Genomic DNA, 19,414 nt, shown 5'->3' with positions numbered 1-19,414 from the left:
GGAATAGGAGGAACTTATGAGCAAACAGCCGGAAATGGTGATTGCACGGAACCCCCGTGCGACACGGAATAACGATACTACTTTGAACCTTGACAATCAAATGTACCAACAGCCAGTCACTTCCTTTCAGCGCGTATCCAATGACGCGCCGTTGAGCGAGGAAACCAAGACGGCTATCCAAAACACGGTGCTGCAATTCTATGTCCACAGCCAGCCGCAGGAGGAAGCCGAGGGCATTACCGCCTGCTATGAGCGTCTTTCCCAAGAAGATAAGCTGGACGGCGAGAGCAACAGTATCAGCAATCAGAAGCGGATTTTGGAAAAGTATTGCCGGGATCACGGCTATACCGCCATCCGCCACTACGACGAGGACGACGGATATTCGGGAACCAACTTCAACCGGCCCGGATTCCAGCGGATGCTTGCCGACATCAAGGCGGGCAAGATCAAGCGCGTTGTCGTTAAGGATATGAGCCGGTTCGGGCGTAACTATCTGCAAGTCGGAATGTATACGGAAATGCTGTTTCCAGAGTACGGCGTCCACTTTATTGCCGTCAATGACGGTGTGGACAGTGTGCGCGGGGACAGCGAGTTTACCGCCATCCGCAACGTATTCAATGAAATGTACGCCAAGGACACCAGCAAGAAAATCCGGGCAACGTGGCAATCCAAAGGACGCTCCGGCGAACACCTCACCACTATCCCGCCTTATGGGTACAAGAAAGACCCGGAGAACAAGAAGCGGTGGATCGTGGATGAAGAAGCTGCCGCCGTTGTCCAGAAGATTTTTGCACTGTGCATGGACGGCATGGGGCCGACGCAAATTGCAAAATGGCTCCAAGAAAATAAAGTTCTTTCGCCTGTTGCTTACTGCTACGAAAACGACTTGCCGACAACATCTAAACGGCCAACTGACCCTTATAAATGGGCAACAAAGACGGTAGTGCATATTTTGGAACGCCTTGACTATTTGGGCCATACGGTCAACTTCAAAACTTCTAAGCAATCGTTCAAGAGCAAGAAAGTATTGTGGAATGATCCGGCGGATTGGGTGATCTTTGAGAACACACAGGAACCTATTATTGAGGAAAGCGTGTTTCTGATCGTCCAGAAAATCCGACAAGGCCGCCGCCGTCCCACTAAGATGGGCGACATGGGTATGTTCTCCGGCCTGCTGTTCTGTGCGGATTGCGGCGGAAAGATGTACTTGTGCAGAGCCAATCACTTCAAACCTGAACAGGAATATTACCTTTGCTCAACTTACCGTAAAGACCGCACTTTATGTTCGACCCATTCTATCCGGCGCGTTGTCCTTGAAGAAATCGTGCTGCGAAACCTGCGAGAAGCCATTCAGTATGTGACGCAGTATGAGGACGACTTCGTGCAGCGGGCCGCAGATCAAAGCCTGCGGGAACGGGATAAGGAGCTGGCACAAAAGAAAGACTCTCTGGCGCAATCGCAAAAGCGGATTGCCGAGCTGGATGTTATCATCAAGCGACTGTATGAGGATAACATTTCCGGCAAGCTCTCCGACGAGCGTTTCATCAAACTGTCCCGTGACTATGAGCTGGAACAGACCAACCTTACAAATCTTGTCGAACATCTGCGGCAGGAAGTCAAGGAGCAGGAGAAGCAGAAAGTCAACGTCAGACAGTTCATTGCAGCGGTCAGAAAGTACACCGATATGCAGCAGCTTGACGCTTCCATTCTCCGGGAGTTTGTGGATAAAATTTATGTCTCCGAGGTTTACACGCCGGACGAGAACGAGCCACGCATTAAGGTCAGAGAAATTGAGATCGTCTACAACTTCATTGGTGCATTTGATTTTGAGGAAGCAAGGGATCAATCCCAAGCAGCCCAAAAAGAAAAGAAAACCGGCGTAGCCTAAACTACGCCGATTCTCTCACATAAATGTTTTCTTACGGAACCACGCCTTTGTGTGGTGCCTTTTTTGTTGTTGCCAAACGAGTGAGGGCTTAGCTCACCCAGGGGAGCGCCGTGCATGGACTGCAAGAGGGTCACCGTGATCAGAATTGGCCCGGTATTCTCCACCCAAAAAGCACTGTACTTCGTAGGAAGTATGGTGCTTTTCTTTTTATACAGACGCAGAAAAAGGCGGGAGCTTCCCACAAAAGGGAAAGCCACCGCCTTTGTTGATCATCGGATGAGCCAGCCGTAATCCTGTCTGCAATCTACCACATGATCTGCATAAACCGTATGATCTACGATCTGGAAGATAAGCAGATAGCGTTTTTCAAACAAGATAAATCGGTAAGCATTTTTAGGAATGTATTCGCCTTTGAGCCATGGGCAGCGCTGCGGCATCTGCTCCAGAGATTTTGCAGCCTTTTCAAATTCCACTGTAAGCCGCTCTGCTGCTGCAGGGTTGACCTGTGCCAGAAATGCGGCGTGGGACACCAGCATCTGAGCAGCCCGTGCTGACACGATCACACGGTATTTATTTTGCTGCTCCATGTCCGGCGGCCTCCTTGATCGCACTGCGCATCATGGAAGTGACCTCGTCAATCGAATAGCCCTCGCTTCCACGCATCCGGTCCTCTTCCACGGAAAGCAGCTCTTCGCGGAGCTTCAGCATTTTTTCACGGCGGTTGTAGGTTTCGATGTCCATGACGACCAAGTCACCCTCGCCGTTTTTGGTGAGAAAAATCGGCTCAGCGGTTTCTCTGCACAGATCGGCGATCTCGTTGTAGTTCTGACGAATCGCTGCAGATGGACGGATATTCATAAAAGCACCTCCTGCTCCTGAACGATCTATAATAGTAAAATTCTGATTATATTATATCCATATTGTGCAATGAAGTCAATGCGAACAGCTGTCACTTCGTTCTCCGGTTCGATCCCGGTATTCTCCACCAGATCAGAAAGGCATCACACATTGTGTGGTGCCTTTTTTGTTTTGCATTGCAGCAGGAAAACACAAAAAAATTTCTGCCCACTGCCGCAACCTGCGTGAAACGGGCTGTTTTGTGCGCGAATGGCAGACCACGGAAGGCAGAACTTGTGCTATAATATAAAAAAACAGGGAAGCAGAAGGAACAGGGGGTGCAGCTATGAACCTGCGGACGGCGATCGTAGAAGACAGCAAGCCGGATGCCGAACGGTTGAAACAGCTGCTGAAAAAGGCATTTGAAAATGAGAACATATCCTGCAGCTGTTTTGCCAGCGGAGATGAATTTTTGCGGGCCGGCTGGCGCGAAGGGTATCAGGTGGTGTTTCTGGACATCTGCATGGAGGGCACCAATGGCATTGAGACGGCGCAGCGGCTGCGTGCGGCCGACCCGGACCTGCTGATCGTGTTTGTGACATCCTCGCCGGAGTACGTGTGGGATGCCTTTCCGGTACATCCATTCGATTATCTGCTCAAGCCTTATAAGGAAGAAAAGTTTGAGCAGCTGGCAGGGGAGCTGCGGCGGGTGCTGTGCCGCCAGCAGCCGGAGCTGGAGGTGCGCATTGCCCGGCAGATCGTGCGGCTGCCGCTGACCAAGATCTACTATGCTACGGCACAGAACCATTATGTGCGTGTGGTCACGGATGACGGCGAGTGCCGGGCCACGGCAAATTTTGCACAGGTGCAGGAACAGCTTCAGACTCAGCCGGAATTTCTGGTGTGCAACCGCGGCGTGATCATCAACATGTCCAAGGTGCTGCGGTTTGAGGGCGACTGCATTGAAATGCTGGATGGGACTCATCTGCCGGTGCGGCAGAAGGACAAAAACAGTCTGCTTGCCCAATTTACGCAGTACCAGTTCCGTGGTATGCAGCGGGAATTCTGACCCGGAAAGGAGAGCGCTTGTGAATTTTGCATTGTTTGGACGTTTTTTTCTGGAATTTGCAATGATGTATCCGGCAGAATACCTCTGCCTTGCCTCGCTGCAGGAGCACTTGCGTGCACCGCGTAAAACCTATGCCATCGGTGCGTCGGCGATCACACTGATGGGTCTGGCTGGCGCAGCGGTGTGCTGCATGCTGGACATAGAAACGAACTTCCTGCTCATCCCGCTGCTCATCATCAGCTTCTGGCTGCTGCGCTGGCGCACCGACCGGGAAGTATCGATCAGCCAGACCATGTTTCTGTTCTCCGTGTCGGCAGTGATGATGTCTGTGTGCACCCTGCTTGCCATTGTGCTGAACGCGGAAGCTGAGCTGGACAATGCACAGCCGGTGTTTCTGCCCAGCACCTCGGTCATCTGCCTGACCCTCTCGGTGATACTCAGCGCCATCTTCCGTTTTACGGCAGTGCGCTGGAGCCGGTGGCTGCTGCAGGAGTACCACGGCGAAGCCTTCTGGGAGTCGGCATGGCCGCTGCCGGCACTGTACGCGGCGTTTCTGGTGTTCTGTATGCCGAAGGAGATCGGCGTCATCCTGATGAACCGCATCCGCATCATCGCGGTGCTGGCAGTGAGCATCTCGCTGCTGGGCATCTTTCTGCTGCTGTACGAGATGTACCGCGTGGCAAAGGAGTATGCCCGCAGCTCCCAGCTGGACCGCGAAAACCAGCTGTTGGCCGTGGAGTCCCGCCGCTATATGGAGCTGCGCAGCTATCTGGAACAGACCCGCCACCTGCGGCACGATTTCCGCCAGCACCTGCATGTGATCTCCGGCCTGACCGAGGCCGGGCGGCTGGATGAACTGAAAAGCTACCTGAGCCAGTACGAGAGCGAACTCAGCGATGCCAGACCCACCCTGTGCGTCAACGCTGCGGTGGATGCGCTTGCCGGCCACTACGACTACGAGGCCCGGAAACAGGGCATCCAGATCGAATGGAAGCTGGAACTGCCCAAGCTCCTGCCCCTGCCGGAGGCCGACCTGTGCACCATTCTTGGCAACCTGCTGGAAAATGCGCTCCATGCCAGCCAGAAGCTGCCGCCGGAAGAACGGCAGGTCAAGGTGCTGGCCCGGATGCTCAGCCCGGCCATGATGGGCCTGATGGTGGAGAACCGCTACGATGGCGTGCTGAAAAAGCAGGGCGGCGTTCTGCACTCCACCAAGCATGACGGACAGGGCATCGGCCTTGTTTCCGTCGAAACTGCCGTGCACAGGTATCACGGCAATCTGACGGTGGAAACGAGCGGCAACGTTTTCCGGGCTAATGTGCTGCTGAACCTGTAAAATATTCCTGCCCCAAGGCACCGGCTTTTTTGCACAAGCCGGTGCCTTTTGATTGCACTTTTCCCGGGAGATCATGATACTTATTTACAAAAGAAAAGGCAGGAGGGGAGCATATGGCAGCAGAAAGCAAAACCGGCTGTTTCTTAAACTTTCCTAAAAAATCTTTATCCGGCCCGGCCCTCCCCCGACGGGAGGGCTTTTTGCTGTCCGCACGACGCATACGGTCAAGTTGAAAAATGAATAAAATTTACACATAGAATGAGATGATTTTAGGCTGAATGAGCAAAGAATCGAAAGAAGTCCCATAATCATATTGACATAATGGGTAATAGGGTGTAAACTACGTGCATCGGGTCGAGCAAATCCGAAAATTGAGATCATTCAGGGAGGAAACGGCTATGATGTGTTGTTGCGCAATGTGTTGTTGTACCGCAAACGCTTCCCGGACCGGCCGCCCTGCAGTATGGTATGCCGTGTGAGCATATCTGCATATTCTGTGTGGGAACACGCAGAAGGATCTGTCGCTGACCGCCTGGGAGCTTACTTGAAGAGGGAGCTTCCGGGCGTTTTGTTTTGACCCGCAAATCAGGATACAAGGGAGGAATCCGGCAATGGACTGGAATGCGATCCAGCAATATTTGCCGCTCTACCAGAAGGCCGCTGTACTTACCGTGCGGCTGGGCGTTGCAGGTATCATTTTTGCCATCATCATTGGCCTTGCCTGCGCAGTGATCCAGTATGACAAGGTGCCCGTTCTGCGGCAGATCGTGGGTGTTTACATCCAGCTGTCCCGCAACACACCGCTGCTGGTGCAGCTGTTCTTCATTTATTATGGCCTGCCCAAGGTGGGCATCCGCACCAATGCCGAGATCTGCGGCATTGCCGGTCTGGCGTTTCTGGGCGGCAGCTACATGGCCGAAGCGTTCCGCAGCGGTCTGGAAGCCATTGAGCCCATCCAGACCGAGAGTGCCTACAGCCTTGGCATGAACCGCTGGCAGACCATGCGCTACATCATTCTGCCGCAGGCCATGTCCACCAGTATGCCGGCTTTCATGGCAAATGTGATCTTCCTGCTCAAGGAGACCAGCGTGTTCAGCGCCATCAGCCTGATGGACCTGATGTTCACGGCAAAGGATCTGATCGGCATGTACTCCAAAACCATCGAATGTCTGTTCCTGCTGGTGGTGTTTTACCTTATCATTCTGCTGCCGGTGTCCATTGTGGGCAGCCTGATCGAAAGGAGGCTGCGCTATGCTGGATTTGGGTCTTGATGTCCTGTTCAAGGGCAAAAACATGGCCCGCCTGCTGGGCGGCCTTGGCGTTGCACTCAAAATCAGTGCCGTCTCGGTGATCATCAGCCTGCCGCTGGGTATCCTGCTGGGCGTGCTCATGACCTCCCGCAACCCCGTTATCAAGGCGGTCCTGCGGCTTTATCTGGAGTTCGTCCGCATCATGCCGCAGATGGTGCTGCTGTTCCTCGTTTACTTCGGCACCACCCGTGCCTTTGGGTGGAACCTTTCCGGCGAGACGGCATCCATCATCGTGTTTGTGCTGTGGGGCACCGCAGAAATGAGCGACCTTGTGCGCGGTGCGCTGATCGCCATTCCGAAGCACCAGTATGAGAGCGCCGAGGCCCTTGGCATGAGCCGTGCGCAGACCTACTGGTACATCATCATTCCGCAGACGGTGCGCCGCCTGATCCCGCTGTCCATCAACCTGATCACCCGCATGATCAAGACCACCAGCCTTGTGCTGATGATCGGTGTGGTGGAAGTGATCAAGGTAGCACAGCAGATCATCGAGGCCAACCGCACCGCCAGCCCCAACGCAGCGTTTGGCATTTATCTCACGGTTTTCGTGTTATATTTCTTCGTATGCTGGCCCATCAGTCTGCTGGCATCCTATCTCGAAAAGAAATGGAAGTGACCGTACATGGCAGAACCTATTTTGACTGTTGAACATCTGATCAAGGCCTATGGCGAGACCCCCGTGCTGGATGATATCAGCTTTGCTGTCAAGCCCGGCGAGGTCATCGTGGTGGTCGGCCCTTCGGGCTGCGGCAAAAGCACCCTGCTGCGCTGTCTGAATGGTCTGGAGCCCACCCAGAGCGGCCGGGTGCGGCTGGGCAATGAGACCGTTGCCTACGGCGGTAAAAATCTGACTCAGCTGCGCCAGCGCATCGGCATGGTGTTCCAGAGCTACGAGCTGTTCCCGCACATGACGGTGCTGGACAATGTGCTTCTGGCACCCACTAAGGTGCAGAAGCGCCCCAAAGCGGAAGTGCAGCAGGAGGCCGAAGCTCTGCTGGACCGTGTGGGCCTGCTTGCCAAGAAAAACAGCTACCCGCGGGAGCTTTCCGGCGGCCAGAAGCAGCGCGTTGCCATCGTGCGCGCACTGTGTATGCACCCGGAGATCCTTCTGTTTGACGAAGTGACCGCTGCCCTTGATCCGGAAATGGTGCGCGAGGTGCTGGACGTTATGCTGGATCTTGCCAAGCAGGGCAAGACCATGATCATCGTCACCCACGAAATGCAGTTTGCCCGCGCCATTGCCAACCGCGTCATCTTTCTGGATGGCGGCAAGATCGTGGAAGAAGCTGCACCGGCCGAGTTCTTTGACCGGCCCAAGACCGAGCGCGCGCAACGCTTCCTGCGCACCTTCACGTTTGATGCTGTGAAATGAGTCACAGATCAAGATAAAGGCTGCGGGTGTTCCGCAGCCAAATGGGAAAGATTTTGTAAAGGAGTAATCATTATGAAACAGTCTAAGATCTCTCGTCGTTCCTTCCTGCTGGGTCTGGGTGCAGTTTCCGCTGCCGCTGTTCTGACCGCATGCGGCGGCTCTTCTTCTGCTTCCACTGCAGCATCCGGCAGCGCAGCATCCGGCAGCAGCGTGGTCTACCGCACTCTGGATCAGATCAAGGAGTCCGGCACCATCAACATCGGCGTGTTCTCCGATAAGAACCCGTTCGGCTATGTGGACGAGAACGGCGAATATCAGGGCTATGATGTCTACTTTGCCCGCCGTTTGGGCGAGGATCTGGGCGTAGAGATCAACTTCGTTTCCACCGAGGCTGCAAACCGCATCGAGTACCTGCAGACCGGCAAGGCGGATGTGATCCTGGCAAACTTCACCGTGACCCCGGAGCGTGCAGAGGAAGTGGACTTTGCTCTGCCTTACATGAACGTGGCTCTGGGTGTCATTTCTCCGGACAGCAACGTTATCACCACTCTGGACAATTGGAACGCTGACGACCAGATGATCGTCATTTCCGGCACCACCGCCGAGACCTACCTGACCAAGGAGTACCCCGACATTCCGCTGCAGAAGTACGATTCCTATGCAACGGCCAAGAATGCACTGGAGAACGGCAACGGCGTGGCATGGGCCAACGATAACACCGAGGTCATTGCATTTGCAAAGCAGAACACCGGCTACACGGTCGGCATTCCCTCTCTGGGCAGTCAGGACACCATTGCTCCCGCTGTGAGCCAGGGCAACACCACCGTTCTGGATTGGCTGAACGAGGAGATCAAGGCTCTGGGCGAGGAGAACTTCTTCCACAAGGACTATGAGGAGACTCTGGTGGATACCTACGGCCTTGACTATGAGGATGAGCTGGTCGTTGAGGGCGGCGTGACCGGCGGCGCAGATGCCGCATCCAGCGAAGCTGCTTCTTCGGAAGCCGCATCTTCTGAGGCTGCTGCTTCCGAAGTGGCTTCCAGCGCAGCCGCACAGTAAATAAAAACACCGAGCGGGCAGGAGAGGGCTGAACCTTTCCTGCCCGTTTTTGCATTGCACCATCTGCCGGAACATGCTATACTGGAACAAAACAACTCCTGTCCGAAAAAACCTGAAAAAGAGAGGATGTTCCCAATGAAACGTGCCTATACGAACGGGATCCTGCTGGATGGCACCGAGCAGATGCAGCCGGAAGCGCACAAGATCCTGCTGACCGAGGATGATAAAATCATTGCCATTGTCGATGAGGGCGTGGATCTGGACGGTTATGAGGTGATCGATCTGCACGGAGGCTATCTGTGCCCGGGCCTGATCAACCTGCATGTGCATCTGGCAGGCAACGGCAAGCCCAGCGCAAAGCCGCGGGACAATGCTGCGCTGGTGCGCAAAATTCTGAGCAATGGCCTGACCCGTGCGGTGGCCTACAGGCTGGTATGCAGCTACGCGAAGCTGGAACTGCTGGGTGGCGTGACTACCATCCGCACCGTGGGCGGCATTGCAGATTTTGACACCCGCTGCCGTGATGATGCTGCAGCTGGCAAGCTGCTGGCACCGCGCATCCTTGCTGCCAACGAGGGCATTTCGGTGCCGGGCGGACATATGGCAGGCTCGGTGGCAGTTGCGGCCCATAACAATGCCGAAGCATTGGCTCAGCTCAAAAAGGCCAGCGGACAGAAGGTGGATCTTGTCAAGCTGATGATCACCGGCGGCGTGCTGGATGCCACCGAAAAGGGAACCCCCGGCGAGCTGAAGATGAAGCCGGAAATGGTCAAAGCCGTCTGCGACGAGGCCCACAAGCTGGGCTATACCGTGGCGGCACACACCGAGTCGCCAGAAGGTGTAAAGGTGGCGCTGGAAAACGGTGTGGATTCCATTGAGCACGGAGCAAAGATGGATGATGAGACCATCCGGCTTTACAAGGAGCGGGGAGCCTTTGTGTGCACCACTATCTCCCCGGCGCTGCCCTATGCGCTGTTCGATACAGCGGTTTCCGGCGCTTCGGAAAAGGACCAGTATAACGGCAAGATCGTGTTTGACGGTGTGGTGGAAAGCGCAAAGACCGCCCTTGCTAACGGCATCCCGGTGGCCTTGGGCAACGATGTAGGCTGCCCGTACATCACCCAGTACGATTTCTGGCGGGAGCTGTGCTACTTCCACAAATACTGCGGTGTAAGCAACCAGTTCGCCCTGTACACGGCCACCCTGCGCAATGCTCAGCTGGCCGGAGTAGGAGACGTGACCGGTTCCATTGAGCCAGGCAAGAGCGCAGATTTTATTGTGACAAAGCACAATCCACTGGAAGACCTGCGTGCGCTGCAGCATCTGGAACTGGTGGTCTGCCGCGGCTATGTGATCAAAAAGCCGAATCCCAAGCGGAACAAAACGGTGGATGCCCTGCTGGACCCGTACCTCGAATAATACTGAAAAAGCAAGGAGAGACGATCGGTCTTTCCTTGCTTTTTCGTTCACATGCCTGCCATCACGGCCATGATGCTTTGCCAGCTCTTGTTGCGGGCAGCGGGCACAGTGGTGCGGCGGCGTGCGGGTGCAGAGCCGGAAGAGACCGTATTCATGGCGGTCATCGGCACCGACGGATGGAAGAATACGGCTGTATCACCGGCCAGCCACTGGGCGGCAAGGCGGGCTGCCTGCGGGTCGGCCTGCAGGGTGCGGCGCTCGGCACCGGCCAGATGATCCGCCAGCCAGTAGAGGATGGCACCCAGCGGCAGGCTGGGCAGAACATCCTGACTCCAGTAGGTCCAGCGAGCACCGGCCCCTACAAAACTCTCCACGGTAATAACGGCACCGGTGCGGGCGTTCTGCGGGATGCTGCCCTGATAATTGATACCGGCGCACTGGCGAAGCTCGGCGGTGATGCGCTGGGTGCGGGCCATATCCAGCCGGTCCTCACGGCAGTAGGCGCGGAAATCGGTCTCGTCGATCAGGCCGTCGGCGCTGGAAGGGAAGCGGCCCACCAGCTGCCCATCGGCGTTGTGGCACAGCTGCCAGCCCTTGCGGAACAGCTGGAAGTTCAGGCAGCGGCGACCCATGGTGGAGTAGCACAGAATGGAGGTGCTCTCACCGGGCAGCTGCTTCAGCTCCAGGCAGGCATCGTTGCCGCAGGTGTCCTGCAGCTTTACCGTTAAAAGCAGCTGCGCACCGGGGTGCTGAGCTGACATAGCGTTGTGCATGGCATCAAAATAACGGTTGGCATCCATGATCGGTTCCCTCCTGAAACTATAACACAGCAGTTCGTTGTATAACGGATGGGCACTGCGCCAAACGACCCGGTGCACAGCAGGCGGCTTACGCAGGAATGTTTTATTGACTGAACATAGTATAGCATACTTCGCAACAAAAAACAACTATAAGTTTGCTGAAAAACAAAATATTTCCGCGCATCCTGCAACAGTGACCCGAAACATGGTTGTTGCAAGAGTGAATCAGTTGTGTTCTGTATCAAAAACAGCCCACAGACGGCAAGGCCAAAGCCTCCCATCTGTGGGCTGTTCTGGTAAAATATGGTTCAATCGCCCAGTTCACGGATCTCGTTCTGGATCAGCCGCCCGGCCGCGCGGGCCAGTTGGTCCATGCCGCGGATACGGGCCATGTTTTTGCCGTAGATCTGTGCAGCGGCACCGGCAGAGCTGTCCTCACCCATGAACACAGCCGACACCCGGATGCCCATGCGCTGCAGCGCACGCACCTGCGCGGCAGTGTCAGCCACACCGGCAGCGTCCTCGTAACCGCAGCCCAGCGGGTTTTCTGCACTGGGCGGGATGCGGCGGCTGTCGTTGGGCGAAGCGTCCGTCAGCACGATGAGCAGATGCCGCGGCGCAGGACCGGGCGCATACTGCAAAAGGTCGCCTGCGGCCCGCAGAGCAAGGCCGTCACGGTTCCAGCCGGAAGCAAAATATCGGTTGATGTTTTGCAGGTTTTTGTCTGCAAAGCCTTTGAGCACCCGCAGTACGGTGTAGCCCCGCAGGCTGCTGAAGCTGGACACCCGCACCGGGATCCCGCAGGCCGCAAGGCTCTGGGCCAAAATGGATCCTTGAGCCGCGATCACTTCCTGACAGTGCAGGCGGGAAGCGGATGCGTCCAATAAAAGGTCTACCGTAAAAGAGGGCTGGTTCTCTTCCTCGGCACACAAAAACACCCGGTCATCGTTCAAAAGTGGTGCGCGCCAGATGCGCCCAGCGTTCAGGTTGCCGCTGCGGGCAACACGGGCGTTGGGCTGCTGGTGCACAAGGATGCAGTTGCGGATCTGCTCGGTAAGCCGCAGCACCACACTGCGGTGCAGTTCCCGATTTTTGGCGTAATAAGCGCGGTTGCGGTCGGCCTGCAGCTCAGCCTGTTCAGCCAGATGCTTTGCTTCCGGTGTGGGAGCCTGCTCCGGGCTGGGCACACCGGCACTGAACCACAAATGGCACCCCAGATGGTCGCCCACGCAAAGCTCCTGCTCAGCCTTGCGCAGCCGTTCCGGCGGGTAGAGAGAGCGGCCGAAGCAACTTTCGATGTAGGCTCTGTCCTGCGCGGCATTCTGCTTCAGGGCGATGTGGGCCCGGCGCTTGTCCACCGCCAGCCCGCCGCCCACAGCATCCACGGAGCTTGAGTGTTCCACGGTCACGCGGTCCGTTTTGATCATCTGGGTGGGCATGGCTTTGGTGGCAAGCTTTGCCAGCAGGCCGTCCAGATGCAGATGCAAAGCTGCTCTCTGGTGCACAGTGCCGTCGAACAGGTTGAATTTTGCGTAGATCGATAAAATTTCGGCTTTCAGCTGTTCCGGCTCCGGCACATGCTCCGGGGCCAGCGCGGCGGCAAGGCCGGACTCGTAAGGGGTCATCACCGGGTCGGCACGGCCCAGCACACGCCGCCAGCGTGCAGCCTGCATGGTGTACACCAGCTGATTTTTTGCCATCCACTCCTGACGGGAGAGCTTGTATTGAATCGCAAAAAAGTAATCTGCATGGGCATGGCGCAGCGCTTCCAGCACCGGGCGGCGGGGCAGCTCCAGCCGATAGGCTGCATTTTCCAGATACAGCCATGTCATGTCGTCCAGCATGGTCTGCCGCAGATCACCGTCCCATGCATCAAAGATGCTGCGAATCAGCGCGTCACCGTAATATTTGTGGATGAGGCCCACGACCGTGTTCATGTAAAAATCGGTGGTGCCGTCGGTATAGCGGGCCAGAAACAGCGGCTCAAAGCCATAGGCTCCTGCAGCAGCCCAGACCTGATTGGCCGCACGCCGCTCCTGCGCGGTGTAACTCTGGGCGTCCATCAGCCAAAGAGCTTGGCGGCATCCAGCTTGGCCGGAATGCGCGCTGCGATCACATCACGGATCAGGCCCTGCTCGTAGGAGTCAAAGGCCTTGTTGGTGATGCCCATATCCAGTGCCGCGCCTGCCGGGATGCCGCGCCGGATCAGCCGCAGGGCATCCAGCATACCGCGCAGATCCAGCGCCTTGGTGGAAATTTCCGCACTGTCGCACTTTTTCTGCAGGTCAAGGAACAGCAGTGCAAACTGGCGCACATACTTGGAAGCAAGATCGGGGAACTGCGTCCGCAGCAGCTTTTCCAGATCGTCCTGCGTAATGGTGGGCATCTGGATGACCACGAAACGGGAGGTGAGTGCCTCGTTCAGCTCACGGGTGCCGGCATAACCGTAGTTCATGGTGGCAATAAAGCGGGTCTCCTCCGCCAGCGGGATGCGGTCGTAGCCGGGCACATCGATGGCGCGGCGGAAATCCAGCACCGCGTGCAGCACGGCCAACGCTTCGTTTTTGGCCATGTTGATCTCATCCAGCACACCAAAGCCGCCGCACTGGGCGCAGCGGTATACCGGGCCGGGCCGGAACACCACCTGACCGTCCGCAAAAGTGTCCATGCCAATGAGGGACGCCGCATCCATGTTCACATGGAAGGAGATGTCCCACGCAGGACGGCCAAAGGCGGCGGCAAGGTTCTCGGCCAGCACGTTTTTGCCGGTGGCTTTTCCGCCTGCCAGCAGCAGGTTTTCACCGCAGAGCAGCGCCGCCAGCGCCTGCTCCCACACCTGTTTGCCGTAGTAGGTAAAGGCAGGGGAAGGGATGCGCGGGCGCAGTGCGTCCGGCAGGGCATGGGCAGTGCGGTACTGTTGGACTGCTTCCAGCAGAGCGGGGTCTACCCCTTCCTGCTGCAGAGTTTCAAGGAGATCAGACATTTGTACAAACACCTCGATTTTGCCGGTTGTCTGGCACAAACCGGCTGTTCAGCTTTATCATAGCACAATCGTGGGGATTTGTGTAGGGGGCACGTGGCGAAAAAATAGCAAAGAGAGGCGGCCCCAAACAGGGACCGCCTCTCTTCATGAAGAAAGAAGAAATGGAAAAACGCTTAAGTTGTGCCGGAAAACCGCGCTGGGTCAGGCGTTATCCAGACCCGCCATCTGCTTGACGGCCTTCATGGCGAAGGTCAGGGTGCGGCCCATGGCCACACCAGCCATCAGGCAGGGGTAGTTGTTGGCAAAGAAGCTGCCGGACATATCACCGGTGATATACAGGCCCTCCATGGGCTGGTTGTTGTTGTCCAGCGCCTGACCCTTTTCGTTGATGGCAATGCCCTGCTCGGTGGTCAGCAGAGAGGCACCCAGCCAGCAGCCATAGAAGGGCGCAGTGCGGATGGCACTCAGGCGGTAAGCGGGCTTGCCGAAATCCTCATCGTTCTGCTTGTCGTACAGCTCATTGTAGCGCTCCACGGTAGCAAGGAAGGTGTCCTTGGCAGCACCGGTAAAGCCCATCTTGTCAGCCAGCTCGTCCAGCGTATCGCACTTGAACAATGCACCGGCCTCAATAGCCTCGTCCATCTTACCCTGAATGTACTTCTCGCCGCCGTTGCGGGTCTGGGCAGAGCAGCCGATGGTGTGGAAACGCTTTGCGTCCTCCAGAATGTTGGCATCGCAGATCTGTGCGTAGACGCGGCCCGGCTGGTGGGCGGCAGCGTAGACGATATCGTTGTAGGGGCAGCTCTCGTTGGCAAAGCGCTCGCCGTTGCGGTTCACCTTCAGGAAGGGCTGGGTACCGGGGTTGTACTGGCGGATCTTGCCGGGGAAGGCCTTGCCGCCAAAGGCAGTGTCGCTGTCCACATAGCCGCCATCCACGCCGGGGGCAACAACGCCGCGGTCAAACAGCATGGGAGCGGCTTCCTTGTCCAGATTGGCACCGGCCCACACAGCAGCGCGGATGCCGTAGCCCTTGTCGGCGGGGGAGTAGGAGCAGGCGGTGGTCACGCTGGTGCCCAGCGGGTCCAGCTGCTCCATCATGTAGGGGTTGCCGGGGAAACCGCCGCAGGCCAGCAGCACGCCCTTGTTGGCGTTGTAGCGGATAAAGTGGTCATCTTCGGTGCTCTGGGCGATGATGCCGGTAATGCGGCCCTCGCTGTTCTTTTCCAGCTTGGCCAGACTGGTCTTGAAGTCCACATCGTAGCCCAGCTCCTGAATGTACTGCAGCAGCAGCTCATTACGGGGCAGGCCGGATGCGCTCTCGCTGGCCATGTAGTTGTGCTCCTGCACAGGGTAGAGGTAGTCGGTGTTGTGCTCGGCATTCTCTGCAGGCCATGCAGCCTCGCTGCCGGAGGTGAAATCGCATACCCAGCCGTACTTATCTTCCAGAATGCTGCGCATGAAGTCGTGCATGGCGGCAGACTCGTTGATCCAGGTCTTGACAACGCGCTGATCGCACTTGCCGGAGGCGTAGCGGGAGATCTCGCTCAGCAGTTTTGCCTTATCGGTGGCGGGTTCGCCAGCCTCCTTAGCGGCAGCAGAATCAACAGCGCCGTACCAGTGACGGGTGTCCTGCACGTTGGCGTTCTGCTCGATAACACGGAAGTTCAGGCCGTTGGCAGCAGCATAGGCGGCAGCGAACATACCGCCGTTGCCTGCACCCACAATGAGAATGTCGGTGTCCACGGTCTCAGTGATGGCAGCCTCGTCGATATCAGGCTCTTTGCCCAGCCAGTCGTTTGCGTCGCCTGTGGGCAGCTGCACGCTGGACACCACGGCCTCACCCTTTGCCTGTGCGTAGCAGCTCTTGGCAGCCTTCATCACGGCATCGGAGGTGATGGTAGAGCCGGAAACGCCGTCGATCTCGGCAGAACCGGCAGCCATCAGCTGCTCACGCAGCTCATCGGCAGCGGCAGCGCCGAAAGAAGCGGTCTCGCCGGAGGTGTCCACCACCACGTCGGTAACAGCGCTGTCAGAGAAGGTCATGGTGACCTTGACGGTGGAGGAGATGCCCTCGGCGGTGCCCTCGTAGGTGCCGGGGATGTACTGACCGGCAGCACCGGAGGCAGTGGAGCTGGAGGCGGAATTGCAGGCAGCCAGTGCGCCGGCAGTGACACCGCTCATGGCGGCGGCAGCGGCGATCTTCAGAAAGCCCTTGCGGGAGATCTTGTTCATAGGTACGCTCTCTTTCTCTTTTCTCTTCTTATCGTGCAGCAGGGTAAAAACCACTTTGCTGAATCTTTAACAATTGTAGCGTAGAGTGACGCACTTTACAATTCAATTATGTTATATTATAATTTAGAAAATCCTAATGTAAGAAAGCGAGGACGCGCAAATGAACCAGAGTGCACTGGATGGATTTGTGAAGATCGTAGAGATGGACAGTTTTTCGGCAGCAGCAGAGGCACTGTATCTTTCGCAGTCGGCGCTTTCGCAGCAGATCCGCACGCTGGAAGGGCAACTGCAGTTTGAACTGTTCCAGCATGTACCGCGCCGGGTGATCCTGACCCCGGCAGGCCGGGACTTTTACCCCAAGGCAAAGCAGCTGACGGCCTTGTATCAGGAGGCAGTGCGCCATGCCCGCGCAGTGCAACAGCAGGAAAATCCGCCGGAACGGCATCTGGTCATTGCATGGAGCCATGAGGCGATGCGGATGTTCGGGTACGACCTGTTTTCTCTGACGAACGAGCTGTGTCTGCAATACACGTCTATTATGATGCAGTGCGCCAGTCGCAGCGAGGTCTGGCGCAGCCTGAAAAAAGGGGACGCGGACCTTTCTTTCCAGTTGGAAAGTGCGGAATTTTACGCGCAGGGGTTCACTTTCATCCCGCTGCTTTATGTGCCGGAGCTGTGCATTCCCATCCACCCGCCCGCCGATATGCCGGTGGGCAGGCTGAGTCTGGAGCAGGCGCTGCAATACCGCTGGCTGCCCGTCAAAGAGATGTACCAGACCGTCTACGAGACCAGCCTGCTGCAGGAGGGGCTGGAGCGCGGAGTGAACTTTACGCCGGTGGGCGGCATCCGCAGCGCATCCTATGGGGATCCTGCGCTCAAGATGGTTCCTGCGGTCTATTACCGCAGGCCGGACCTCAGTTTTGTGCGGGTACTGGACTGGGGCAGGGGACACCGGTTCGGCATCGTGCTGGGACAAAAGCGCGAGGACCCGGTGGTAATGGCCTATGTCCGCGCGTTGCAGCAGCTGCTGCCGTCCCTCTCGGAAAAGCTGTTCGGCCTGAAGCTGGAACCGGTGGAGGAATAAAGAAAAAAGAAAACCCTCTCAGGCGCATTCGCGCTAGCTCTCCCGAAGGGAGAGCTCTATTGCAGCTGACCGGTAACTGCTGAAAAGCTCCCCCTCTCGGGGGAGCTGGCATCGCGTAGCGATGACTGAGAGGGTAAACAAATAGCACCTGCTGCCCTCGGAAAGGAAGGCGGCAGGTGCTATTTTTGTGCTTATACTGCGATGGCGGCTGCTTTACTCCACCACGTCCTCGAACTGGCTGTTGTACAGGTCGGCGTAGAAGCCGCCTGCTTCGATCAGCTGGTCGTGGGTGCCCTGCTCCACAATATCGCCATCTCGCATTACAAGGATGAGGTCGGCATCCCGGATGGTGGAAAGACGGTGTGCGATCACAAAGCTGGTGCGGCCCTCCATCAGGCGGTCCATGGCGGTCTGGATGCGCTGCTCGGTACGGGTATCCACGCTGCTGGTGGCCTCGTCCAAAATCAGGATGCGGTTATCTGCCAGAATGGTGCGGGCGATGGTGAGCAGCTGCTTCTGGCCCTGACTCACGTTGGAAGCGTCTTCGTTCAGCTCCATCTGGTAGCCGCCGGGCAGGGTGCGGATGAAGTGGTCAGCGTTGGCAGCCTTGGCGGCGGCGATCACTTCTTCGTCGGTAGCATCCAGTCGGCCATAGCGGATGTTCTCCATGATGGTGCCCTTGAACAGCCATGTGTCCTGCAGCACCATGCCGAAGCCCTCGCGCAGAGCGCTGCGGTCAAAGTCACGCACATCGTGGCCATTCAGGGTGATGGAACCGGAATCCACATCATAGAAGCGCATGAGCAGCTTGACCATGGTAGTTTTGCCCGCGCCGGTAGGGCCGACGATAGCCACCTTCTGGCCGGGCTTGACCTCACAGCTGAAATCGCGGATGACGGTCTTGTCCGGGGTGTAGCCGAAGCGGACATGACTGAATGTCACCTGACCGTTGATGCAGCCGGGGTCGGCCCGGCGGGCCGGGTCTGCCTGCTGATCCTCTTCCGGCTCGTTCAGAAACTCGAACACCCGCTCAGCGGCAGCGGCCATGCTCTGCAGCATGTTGGACACCTGAGAAAGCTGCTGGATGGGCTGGGTGAAGTTCTTGACGTACTGGATGAAGGCCTGAATGTCACCGATGGTAATGGTGCCGTTTGCCGCAAAAATGCTGCCCACGATGGCCACTGCCACGTAGCCCAGATTGCCCACAAAGTTCATAATGGGCATCATCAGGCCGGAGAGGAACTGGCTCTTCCATGCGGATTCGTACAGCTTATCGTTGGCGGCGTTGAAGTCGTTCAGCACCACGGCCTCGCGGTTGAAGGCTTTGACCACGTTGTGGCCGGAGTAGACTTCTTCCACCTGACCGTTCACAACGCCCAGAATGGCCTGCTGTGCCTTGAAGTATTTCTGGCTGAACTTGACCACGATGAGCACCAGCACCAGCGAGACCGGCAGGATCAGCAGGGCGATCAGGGTCATCTTCGGGCTGATGGACAGCATCATGACCAGCACGCCGATCATGGTGGTCACACTGGTGATGAGCTGGGTGATGCTCTGGTTCAGGCTCTGGCCCAGCGTGTCCACATCGTTGGTGATGCGGGACAGCACCTCGCCCACGGTGCGCTTTTCAAAGTAGGCAAGGGGCAGGCGGTTGATCTTTTCGCTGATCTGCTTGCGGAAGTCGTAGCAGACTTTCTGGGAAAGGCCGGTCATGAGCCAGCCCTGAATAAAGCTGAAGGCGCTGCTCAGCAGGTACATGCCCAGCAAAAACAGCAGGATGCGGCCGATATACACAAAGTCGATGCTGCCGGTGCCGCGCAGCTTGGCGATCCAGCCGGTGGCAAGAGCCGTGGTGGCCTTTGCCAGCACCTTGGGACCTGCAATGTTGAAGATGGTAGAAAGAATGGCAAATACAATGGCGGTAACGAGCGAAAGGCGGTAGCGGCCAAGGTTGCGCACAAGCTGCAGCAGGGTGCCCTTGAAGTCCTTGGCGCGTTCGGTCGTCATGCGTCCGGGTCTTGGCAT

Annotated in this window: 16 protein-coding genes; 9 read left to right on the top strand and 7 right to left on the bottom strand. The window is 57.1% G+C overall.

Features of this window, described 5'->3' with window-relative positions:
- Nucleotides 1-16: 16 nt before the first annotated feature.
- On the top strand, nt 17-1,888 hold the full coding sequence (locus tag ACGHUK_RS08625; protein WP_390574036.1) for a recombinase family protein: 1,872 nt from the start codon (nt 17-19) through the stop codon (nt 1,886-1,888).
- Nucleotides 1,889-2,157: 269 nt separating this feature from the next.
- Here ACGHUK_RS08625 and ACGHUK_RS08620 read toward each other — a convergent pair whose 3' ends face one another.
- A complete protein-coding gene (locus ACGHUK_RS08620; protein WP_338428253.1) occupies nt 2,158-2,475 on the bottom strand; it encodes a type II toxin-antitoxin system RelE/ParE family toxin in 318 nt (105 codons plus the stop codon).
- On the bottom strand, nt 2,459-2,746 hold the full coding sequence (locus tag ACGHUK_RS08615) for a type II toxin-antitoxin system Phd/YefM family antitoxin (RefSeq protein ID WP_097775323.1): 288 nt from the start codon (nt 2,744-2,746) through the stop codon (nt 2,459-2,461). Before ACGHUK_RS08615 ends, ACGHUK_RS08620 begins: the two co-directional genes overlap by 17 nt.
- Nucleotides 2,747-3,071: 325 nt before the next feature.
- Between ACGHUK_RS08615 and ACGHUK_RS08610 the strand changes: the two genes are divergently transcribed.
- The 7 genes from ACGHUK_RS08610 to ACGHUK_RS08580 all read left to right on the top strand — a co-directional run bounded on the left by ACGHUK_RS08610 (nt 3,072) and on the right by ACGHUK_RS08580 (nt 10,290).
- A complete protein-coding gene (locus ACGHUK_RS08610; protein WP_338428254.1) occupies nt 3,072-3,794 on the top strand; it encodes a LytTR family DNA-binding domain-containing protein in 723 nt (240 codons plus the stop codon).
- Between the two features lie 19 nt (nt 3,795-3,813).
- Nucleotides 3,814-5,130 (top strand): sensor histidine kinase, encoded by a 1,317-nt coding sequence (locus ACGHUK_RS08605; protein WP_294648679.1) that lies wholly within the window; start codon nt 3,814-3,816, stop codon nt 5,128-5,130.
- Nucleotides 5,131-5,741: 611 nt separating this feature from the next.
- Nucleotides 5,742-6,401, top strand: coding sequence for an amino acid ABC transporter permease (locus tag ACGHUK_RS08600; RefSeq protein ID WP_005945726.1), 660 nt, complete (start codon nt 5,742-5,744; stop codon nt 6,399-6,401).
- A complete protein-coding gene (locus ACGHUK_RS08595; protein WP_005945729.1) occupies nt 6,382-7,056 on the top strand; it encodes an amino acid ABC transporter permease in 675 nt (224 codons plus the stop codon). Before ACGHUK_RS08600 ends, ACGHUK_RS08595 begins: the two co-directional genes overlap by 20 nt.
- Before the next feature lie 6 nt (nt 7,057-7,062).
- Nucleotides 7,063-7,812 carry an amino acid ABC transporter ATP-binding protein gene (locus ACGHUK_RS08590; RefSeq protein WP_005945732.1) on the top strand — a complete coding sequence of 250 codons (750 nt, stop codon included), beginning with the start codon at nt 7,063-7,065 and terminating at the stop codon, nt 7,810-7,812.
- Between the two features lie 72 nt (nt 7,813-7,884).
- Entirely contained in the window at nt 7,885-8,871 is a 987-nt protein-coding gene (locus ACGHUK_RS08585) for a substrate-binding domain-containing protein (protein ID WP_154260449.1), read from the top strand.
- Nucleotides 8,872-9,006: 135 nt separating this feature from the next.
- Nucleotides 9,007-10,290, top strand: a complete 1,284-nt coding sequence (locus ACGHUK_RS08580) for an amidohydrolase family protein (protein WP_390574033.1) — start codon at nt 9,007-9,009, stop codon at nt 10,288-10,290.
- Nucleotides 10,291-10,337: 47 nt separating this feature from the next.
- Here ACGHUK_RS08580 and ACGHUK_RS08575 read toward each other — a convergent pair whose 3' ends face one another.
- The 4 genes from ACGHUK_RS08575 to ACGHUK_RS08560 form a co-directional block, all read right to left on the bottom strand.
- Complete coding sequence (locus ACGHUK_RS08575) at nt 10,338-11,090, bottom strand: hypothetical protein (RefSeq protein WP_097777578.1); 753 nt, start codon at nt 11,088-11,090, stop codon at nt 10,338-10,340.
- 308 nt (nt 11,091-11,398) lie between these two features.
- Nucleotides 11,399-13,153: a hypothetical protein gene (locus ACGHUK_RS08570; protein ID WP_390574031.1), complete on the bottom strand. Its 1,755-nt coding sequence runs from the start codon at nt 13,151-13,153 to the stop codon at nt 11,399-11,401.
- Nucleotides 13,153-14,073, bottom strand: a complete 921-nt coding sequence (locus tag ACGHUK_RS08565) for an AAA family ATPase (protein ID WP_005945749.1) — start codon at nt 14,071-14,073, stop codon at nt 13,153-13,155. The genes ACGHUK_RS08570 and ACGHUK_RS08565 overlap by 1 nt, the downstream gene beginning before the upstream one ends.
- Before the next feature lie 201 nt (nt 14,074-14,274).
- On the bottom strand, nt 14,275-16,305 hold the full coding sequence (locus ACGHUK_RS08560) for an FAD-binding protein (protein WP_223389608.1): 2,031 nt from the start codon (nt 16,303-16,305) through the stop codon (nt 14,275-14,277).
- A 160-nt stretch (nt 16,306-16,465) separates the two neighbouring features.
- On the opposite strand from ACGHUK_RS08560, the gene ACGHUK_RS08555 reads away from it, so the two are divergent.
- On the top strand, nt 16,466-17,389 hold the full coding sequence (locus ACGHUK_RS08555) for a LysR family transcriptional regulator (RefSeq protein ID WP_223389616.1): 924 nt from the start codon (nt 16,466-16,468) through the stop codon (nt 17,387-17,389).
- Nucleotides 17,390-17,602: 213 nt separating this feature from the next.
- Here ACGHUK_RS08555 and ACGHUK_RS08550 read toward each other — a convergent pair whose 3' ends face one another.
- Entirely contained in the window at nt 17,603-19,414 is a 1,812-nt protein-coding gene (locus ACGHUK_RS08550) for an ABC transporter ATP-binding protein (protein ID WP_223389618.1), read from the bottom strand.

The sequence above is a fragment of the Faecalibacterium sp. i25-0019-C1 genome (assembly GCF_042854225.1).
Taxonomy (GTDB): Bacteria; Bacillota; Clostridia; order Oscillospirales; family Ruminococcaceae; genus Faecalibacterium; species Faecalibacterium taiwanense.
The sequence above is the reverse complement of the archived record's forward strand: the minus strand, read 5'-3'. Positions and strand labels throughout refer to the sequence as shown.

Coding starts and splice junctions, on each gene's coding strand:
- ACGHUK_RS08625 (WP_390574036.1), top strand. CDS start 17: ATGAGCAAACAGCCGGAAATGGTGATTGCACGGAACCCCCGTGCGACA.
- ACGHUK_RS08620 (WP_338428253.1), bottom strand. CDS start 2,475: ATGGAGCAGCAAAATAAATACCGTGTGATCGTGTCAGCACGGGCTGCT.
- ACGHUK_RS08615 (WP_097775323.1), bottom strand. CDS start 2,746: ATGAATATCCGTCCATCTGCAGCGATTCGTCAGAACTACAACGAGATC.
- ACGHUK_RS08610 (WP_338428254.1), top strand. CDS start 3,072: ATGAACCTGCGGACGGCGATCGTAGAAGACAGCAAGCCGGATGCCGAA.
- ACGHUK_RS08600 (WP_005945726.1), top strand. CDS start 5,742: ATGGACTGGAATGCGATCCAGCAATATTTGCCGCTCTACCAGAAGGCC.
- ACGHUK_RS08595 (WP_005945729.1), top strand. CDS start 6,382: ATGCTGGATTTGGGTCTTGATGTCCTGTTCAAGGGCAAAAACATGGCC.
- ACGHUK_RS08590 (WP_005945732.1), top strand. CDS start 7,063: ATGGCAGAACCTATTTTGACTGTTGAACATCTGATCAAGGCCTATGGC.
- ACGHUK_RS08585 (WP_154260449.1), top strand. CDS start 7,885: ATGAAACAGTCTAAGATCTCTCGTCGTTCCTTCCTGCTGGGTCTGGGT.
- ACGHUK_RS08580 (WP_390574033.1), top strand. CDS start 9,007: ATGAAACGTGCCTATACGAACGGGATCCTGCTGGATGGCACCGAGCAG.
- ACGHUK_RS08575 (WP_097777578.1), bottom strand. CDS start 11,090: ATGGATGCCAACCGTTATTTTGATGCCATGCACAACGCTATGTCAGCT.
- ACGHUK_RS08570 (WP_390574031.1), bottom strand. CDS start 13,153: ATGGACGCCCAGAGTTACACCGCGCAGGAGCGGCGTGCGGCCAATCAG.
- ACGHUK_RS08565 (WP_005945749.1), bottom strand. CDS start 14,073: ATGTCTGATCTCCTTGAAACTCTGCAGCAGGAAGGGGTAGACCCCGCT.
- ACGHUK_RS08560 (WP_223389608.1), bottom strand. CDS start 16,305: ATGAACAAGATCTCCCGCAAGGGCTTTCTGAAGATCGCCGCTGCCGCC.
- ACGHUK_RS08555 (WP_223389616.1), top strand. CDS start 16,466: ATGAACCAGAGTGCACTGGATGGATTTGTGAAGATCGTAGAGATGGAC.
- ACGHUK_RS08550 (WP_223389618.1), bottom strand. CDS start 19,414: ATGCCAAGACCCGGACGCATGACGACCGAACGCGCCAAGGACTTCAAG.